Annotated in this window: 9 protein-coding genes; 6 read left to right on the top strand and 3 right to left on the bottom strand. The window is 27.9% G+C overall.

The genetic code is table 4. The annotated features are described in order from the left end of the window. Window positions 1-216: 216 nt before the first annotated feature. Together T384_RS0105760 and T384_RS06815 are read right to left on the bottom strand one after the other, a co-directional pair. A complete protein-coding gene (locus T384_RS0105760) occupies window positions 217-465 on the bottom strand; it encodes a hypothetical protein (protein WP_027120200.1) in 249 nt (82 codons plus the stop codon). A 145-nt stretch (window positions 466-610) separates the two neighbouring features. Then, on the bottom strand, window positions 611-880 hold the full coding sequence (locus T384_RS06815) for an IS3 family transposase (RefSeq protein ID WP_052663615.1): 270 nt from the start codon (window positions 878-880) through the stop codon (window positions 611-613). Between the two features lie 88 nt (window positions 881-968). On the opposite strand from T384_RS06815, the gene T384_RS0105770 reads away from it, so the two are divergent. From T384_RS0105770 to T384_RS07505, 6 genes are all read left to right on the top strand, one after another. Beyond that, the gene (locus T384_RS0105770) at window positions 969-1,205 is read left to right on the top strand and encodes a hypothetical protein (RefSeq protein ID WP_027120201.1); all 237 of its coding nucleotides are present in this window, start codon (window positions 969-971) and stop codon (window positions 1,203-1,205) included. 120 nt (window positions 1,206-1,325) lie between these two features. After that, window positions 1,326-1,613: a hypothetical protein gene (locus T384_RS0105775; RefSeq protein WP_027120202.1), complete on the top strand. Its 288-nt coding sequence runs from the start codon at window positions 1,326-1,328 to the stop codon at window positions 1,611-1,613. Then, entirely contained in the window at window positions 1,614-2,441 is an 828-nt protein-coding gene (locus T384_RS0105780) for an IS3 family transposase (protein WP_027120203.1), read from the top strand. After that, window positions 2,362-2,583, top strand: coding sequence for an IS3 family transposase (locus T384_RS07670; protein WP_084266161.1), 222 nt, complete (start codon window positions 2,362-2,364; stop codon window positions 2,581-2,583). The genes T384_RS0105780 and T384_RS07670 overlap by 80 nt, the downstream gene beginning before the upstream one ends. A gap of 213 nt (window positions 2,584-2,796) precedes the next feature. Then, on the top strand, window positions 2,797-3,756 hold the full coding sequence (locus tag T384_RS07500) for a DUF262 domain-containing protein (protein ID WP_211247139.1): 960 nt from the start codon (window positions 2,797-2,799) through the stop codon (window positions 3,754-3,756). A gap of 126 nt (window positions 3,757-3,882) precedes the next feature. After that, window positions 3,883-4,620 (top strand): GmrSD restriction endonuclease domain-containing protein, encoded by a 738-nt coding sequence (locus T384_RS07505; protein WP_211247140.1) that lies wholly within the window; start codon window positions 3,883-3,885, stop codon window positions 4,618-4,620. Between the two features lie 469 nt (window positions 4,621-5,089). Here the strand turns inward: T384_RS07505 and T384_RS07365 are convergent, their stop codons facing one another. Continuing rightward, window positions 5,090-6,385 (bottom strand): ATP-binding protein, encoded by a 1,296-nt coding sequence (locus tag T384_RS07365; RefSeq protein ID WP_036499440.1) that lies wholly within the window; start codon window positions 6,383-6,385, stop codon window positions 5,090-5,092. Window positions 6,386-6,678: the final 293 nt, after the last annotated feature.

The raw sequence follows: 6,678 nt of genomic DNA on the forward strand, positions 1-6,678 counted from the left end.
TAATTAATTATTTGAATTTTAACACGATGCCAATTTAACACACTTATTTCATTACTACCGCGTTTCGTACACTTAAATTACCACTTACCGTTTCTTTTAAATGTTAAATTTTAATGTTAAGTTTAAAGTTAAAAATTAACATATAAACACTATCCTTTGTGAGAATATCCTCCGGTTTTAAAAAAGCTTTTCTAATAAAAATTTGTTGTTTTTGACTTAAATTAGTTCATTAGAAATAAACGATAACCAAGCAACTTTTAAATCAAAATCATTGAATACAAAACTGTTTTCATTTGACTGATAACTCTTTTGCTCATCATACCGATATATTATTCCATCCCCAGTATTAAGCAAAGGATTTTTACTTTCGGATTGAGTTTTTCCAGTATCGCCAATATCTAATGTTGTTATATAATTTCTTCATAATTGTGGAGCATCTGCCGAATTACAGCTTATTAACTTCATGTTAATCGAAGCAAAGTCATATTCTGAATTATAGGAAGAAGATTTAGACGGAGAGTTAATACCAGATCCATTACCGTAAAATTGTAATTGAAAATCGGTAAGGATGGTGGCCCAATAATATTGGACTAATTAAGTTAATTTTAAATTACAACATTGCTTTTTTACAAAAGTAATCATTTTTGTACCTATGAGGAGTTGTTCCTCCAAGTGATAACATAATGCGTTTAAAGGTAAAATATTCTCGGTAATCTTCAAAAGCATTGTATACAGCATCTACTGATTCATACTTATTTCTCATTCCGTGTCACATTTCTCGTTTCATTCTTGAAAAATAAGTTTCGGGAATGATATTATCAACCGTTTTTCCTCTTCGGGACATACTTTGAATGAACCCATTGTCTTTTAAAAATGACATGTATTCATTACTAGTGTATTGAATCCCTTGATCAGAGGGTAATGGCCCTATAATTCCGGAGTAAAATCCAGATTAAAGGACCGTTTATATGAAACTATCACTAAAACAAAGAATTACTATTGTTGCAATGAAAACATCGGGTAAGTCTGTAAAAAATGTAGCAAAAAAATTGAAAATATCAGTAACGAGAGTTAATGATTTTCTTAATATGTGGAATTATCACGGAAATAATGCTTTTGATTGTACTGATATTAAAACATACTGCACACCAAAATTTAAATTACAAATTATCAAACAGGTTTTAAAAGGCAAATCTGTATGGTAATTATCAGGAAAATACCGAATTGATAAAACTAGGATTGCTGTATGAGTAAAAAAGTTTCAAAAATTTGGTTATAATGGTTTCAAAACAAATATAAAAACCAAAGGAACTCAAAAATTCCCAATGAATAAGACCGATTTAAACGCTAATTTACTTGATAAATTGAATAAAGGTATATCAATAATCACTACAGAGTGTCTTTTAGATACAATAAAGACTAAAAATACTGAAGAAAAACCGGTTGAGCCAGAAAAACAAGATGCCGAATACTGAAAAGAAAAGTTTGAAAAACAACAAAAGGAAAATCAAAAATTAGAAATTTTAATTCGTTATTACGACCGTATTATCAAAAATCGTGAAATCGATATTAAAAAGATTAAAAATACTGAAAAGGCTAGTTCAGTAAAATAATTGTCTGACCGTTTTCCAATTCAGTTACTAATTAACATTATTGGTATACCTGAATCCACCTACTATGATAATGTAAAAGCCACAAGCAAACCAGACAAGTATAGTGATTTACGAAAAATTATTCAAATCATTCATAAAAAATCAAAGAAAACCATTGGCTACAAGCCAATTACGGACATTATAAACAAATCTATTACGGATTTAAAAACCAGAAATTACTATAAGATTCAAAATTTTAAGTATTGAAAAGAAGCCAAGAACATTGGCAAAAATAAAGTGCTGGAACTAATTCAAGAAATGGAATTGAAGCATAAAAAAATTAAACGACATTATAGTAGCTATGAAGGTGGCCCTCGGCAAACAATTCCTAATCGTTTATTAACTCCTATCATTAATTACACAACTGGAAAAATTTATTGAAAAGCGAATTTCAATGTAACGGAGCCTTATAAAGTTTTTGCTACAGATATTACCATGTTCTTTATAGGCAATCAAAAACTGTATTTTTCACCATTAATAGATTTATTTAATGGTGAAGTTGTATCACATACAATTTCTACATCTCCAGATGCCAAGATGGTTTGTAAAATGGTTGAAATTGCTGTTCAAAAAATTGGAGTGGATAAAATGAAAAATGCAATCATTCATTCTGACCAAGGAAGTCAATATTGTAGTAATAAATATATGGATTTAATTAAAAAATACAAAATTTTACAAAGTATGTCTCGAAAAGAACGATCTGGAGATAATGCAATCGTTGAGAACTTTTTTTGGCAGACTAAAAAATGAGGTTTTTTACGGATATGAGCATGAAATCAGAAATATTAAAAATCTAAAAAAAGTAATTTCTAGTTATATTTATTATTTTAACAATATCCGAATGATAAGAAAATTTGGCGATTATCAATCCCCTGTTGAATACCGTTTAAATTACATTGATAAGACATTATTAACTGCTGTAGTAAAATAATAATAATTAAACTCCGAAATTTTAGGGCTACCACCTTTTAATAAATAGTTTAAAAAAACTATTAAATATTAAAATTCATGGTTTTATAAAAAAATAGGGGGAAGAATTTTAAACTCTTGTCCCCTGTGTTTTTATAAAGTTAATATCCATCAGCATATAATGGTACAAACTAAAAAATGTTAGAATTAGAATGCTAAACAAGGAGAAAATATAATGCAAAACAAAACAGTTGAAAGCCGGACTTTTACGCTATCTGCGTTATTTAAAGAAAAATTTAGCGTGGATTATTATCAACGTGGATATGTTTGAGAAAAGAAGCATTTAGAAGATTTGATTAATGATTTATCTAATGCTTTTTTGAAAAATTGGAACGAAAATCACAAAACAGAAGACGTCATAAATTACGACCCATACTTTATGGGTGAAATCATACTATCAACACAATCCGGAAATAATGAACTGATTATTGACGGGCAGCAGCGAATTACTACTCTCACGTTATTACTAATCTACATATTGCAAAAATTCGGAAATGTTGGAAAGTTTCCAAAATCTTATATACAAGAACTTATTTATTCTGATTATTATGGAACCAGAAATTTTAATTTAGATATTAAATCTCGAACCAACTGTATGCAAGGACTTTTTCAAAAAGGAGATTATGAGGTAACCGAACAAGACGAAGAATATATTAAAAACATCGTAGACATATATAAATACATTGAAGAATGCTGAAATGAAAAAATTGATGAAAAAAATATAGCTAATTTTGCATATTGAATAAAAGAAAAAATTTTATTTTCAAAAGTATGAACCAATAGTGATGAATTTGCTTATATCATTTTTGAAACTATGAATGACAGAGGAGTAAATTTGACCTCAGTTGAAATGCTAAGAAGTTATTTACTATCAAATATAGAAAAAGGGGAAAGACAACATGCGATTAATATTTTTGATTTACTAATAAAAAGTTTGAATAGTATTAAATTAAAATCGAAATCGAAAGCAGTGTTTGAATTTTTTAAGGTGTATTTGCGATGTCATCATGCTGAAGATTTTTCACAATCGAAAGAAAAAACATCAGATTTTGTAAAAATAGGAAACGAATTTCATCGTTGAGTTAGTGACCACGGAAAGGATGATATACTGGGATTAAAAAGTTCTACAGATTAATTAAAATTTCTAGAAAAAATTTCATATTATGGCGAACAATATGTAAAAATCAATAAGTTGCTATCTGATAATCGAGATTCAAAAAAATACTTATATTTAATAGTAAATGAAGATTATGGATTTACTTTGCAAACTGCCCTAATCATTGCTTCAATTGACTTTCATGACTCTGACGAAGTAGTTGAGCAAAAAATACAAATAGTTTCTAAATATTTAACTAAACTCTTAACTTGACGCGTGTGAAATCACATGATGATTTCTCAAAGTTCTTTAGAATCTTCTATTTATGGATTATGTAAAATTATTCGCAGAATGTCTATAGATAATTTAAAAAAAACATTAAACGAAGACCCTTTAATTGACTCGTTGAAGTTAGAAAACCCACCTACATTAAATCAGCAAAATCAAACCAAAGTAAAAGTTCTACTAGCTCTGATTACTGAAATAGTTGCCAAAGAGTCAAACGAGTCAGATTATCTATTAGATAAGCCTAAAATTGAGATAGAACATATCTGGAATAGTCACTTTGAAGAACACAGAGATGAATTCGATAATGATGCTGATTTCAAAAATGTCCGAAATTGAATTGGGGATTTACTTCTATTGCCAAAGAGTATTAACGCTTCTCACGGTGACGATCCATATGAAAAAAAAGTAAAAGGTTATTTTGGGCAAAATATTTTAGCTCAATCTTTAAACGAAGACAAATATAAAAACAATCCAGGTTTTTTAAATTTTATAAAAAGAAGCAACCTTGAATTTAAACCATATAAAGAATTTAAGAAACAAGCTATATCTGAAAGAGCGAAGCTTTATGAACAAATCCTATTATGAAATTGAAGAAAGACTCAAGATAATCATTAAAGTTTAATTAAGGTAAATATCAGCTTCTATTGCACCACTTAATTTACCTCTATATAAATAGCAATTGCTAATGCACCACTGATATGCGAATAAAAGTGCTTATATATAATTAGTCAATATAATCCACTCTAGTTCCAGAAGAACCTAATTTTATGATTGGATATATGTTTTCCAAACAATCTTTTATTTTTTAAAAAGTTTAATTTAAAAAGATTTTTTACCTGGATTTTACTCCGGAATTATAGGGCCATTACCCAATGACCATAAAATTTATAAAATCCATCAAGACTATTTTGTTATGTTCAATTTTGAATTCAAATTTTATATAATCTGAAAATCAAAATTATTAATTACTCATATTCACCTTACAATAACCAAAACTATTAAGTAAATTACATACTTAAAAAACTATTTTTTCAAGCAAAAATACGTTTATGGTTTTCAAAAATAGTAAAAGAATTTATATTTTTTAAACTCCTAGCATATTAAGTGGTGTAACAATAATTCCATCATCACGAACATACGCATTTCCGGTTGCTGTAATTACCATCAAAAATTTGGGTTTCACAAAATTTGCATTAACAGCATTGTCTTTAATCATTTTCTGTTGAATTTTTAGTAAGGATTTTGCTGCTAAATTTATTTGTTCAGAGCTGCCTATCTTAATTTGTATGAGTGCTAAATCACCCTTTTTTAAGCTCATTACTGCATCGCATTCAAGGCCATGCTCCTCACGATACTTATAAATATTTCCGTTTAAATAATCAGCATAAATTCTCAAATCTCTAATAACAAAATCCTCAAACAAAAACCCAGCTGTATTAAAATCATGAATAAGTTTTTCTGGGGTTAAGTTTAAGGCCGCACAAGCGATCGAGGTATCAACAAAATGATGTGTAGGTGATGTTCTAAAAATTGTTTTAGAACGATAGTTAGGATTTCATGCTTCGAGTTCTTCAAGCAAAAAAATATCTTTTAAAACTGCAATATATTTTAAAAGCGTTTTTTCAGAAATTTTTTCGTTTAAATTATCAACAATATCGTTCAATATCGTTTTAATTGATGCTTCTGTAGAAACGTTACGTGAAAAACTTTTAATTATCTTAGATAACACTCTGACGTTAATTTTTTTGTATTTACTTCCTTCCAGATTGCCAAAATCTAAAAGTGCTGAAAAATAATCTTGCATCTTACTTAATGCATCACTTCTATTTTTGACAAAAACAATTTCAGGTCATCCCCCACGACACATCAAAAAAAATGTATCTAAAATATTAAAATTAGTATTTTCATGCAAAAATGGTTTTATTTTGGTTTGATTAAATAGTTTTTTAAAAGAAATCAAATTTAATGATTCGCCAGATTCATAAAGAGACATTGGACGCATTTTTATAGTTACTATTCGTCCAGCTCCTGAATGGTATATTTGCTTTTTGTTTATTGGCGAGGCACTACCTGTTAAAAGATACATTCCGTTTTTCGATTCATTATCGATTCTAATTTTAATTTGATCTCAAACTTTAGGTAACATTTGCCATTCATCAATTAAAACAGGATAACTATTACCAAAAATTTCAACGGAATTACTATCAAGCAATTGCAAATAGTTTGAATTAGTTAAATTATAGTAAGACTCACAGAAAAGCTTAGCGGTTGTAGTTTTCCCACAGTATTTTGGACCCATGATATGAACACCACCAGTTATTCGTAATTTTTCTTTTATTTTTTCCTCAATAAGTCGTGTTCAATAATTTTTTAGTTTCATTTTTTTATAAACCTGAATTCATTTTATAGTAAAACTTGATAATAATTTCCATAAATAAGCAGATTCAATTTCCATAAATAAGCAAATTTGATTTACATAAATAAGCAATTTAGTTTACTATAAAAATGAAAATTTTGTGTTTTTAAAAACTTTTAAATTTAATTATTTTGTTTTACAAATACTTTTTTTAAAAAATAAGGAAGTAATGATTTAAGTGTGTTAATGTCTAGATTTCTTTGAAACCATTGACATCGTGTTATTAAAAGTATACTAAAAAACGGAAACGCTTTCGC

Source organism: Mycoplasma testudinis ATCC 43263 (genome assembly GCF_000687795.1).
In the GTDB taxonomy this organism is placed as follows: Bacteria; Bacillota_I; Bacilli_A; order Mycoplasmatales; family Mycoplasmoidaceae; genus Mycoplasmoides; species Mycoplasmoides testudinis.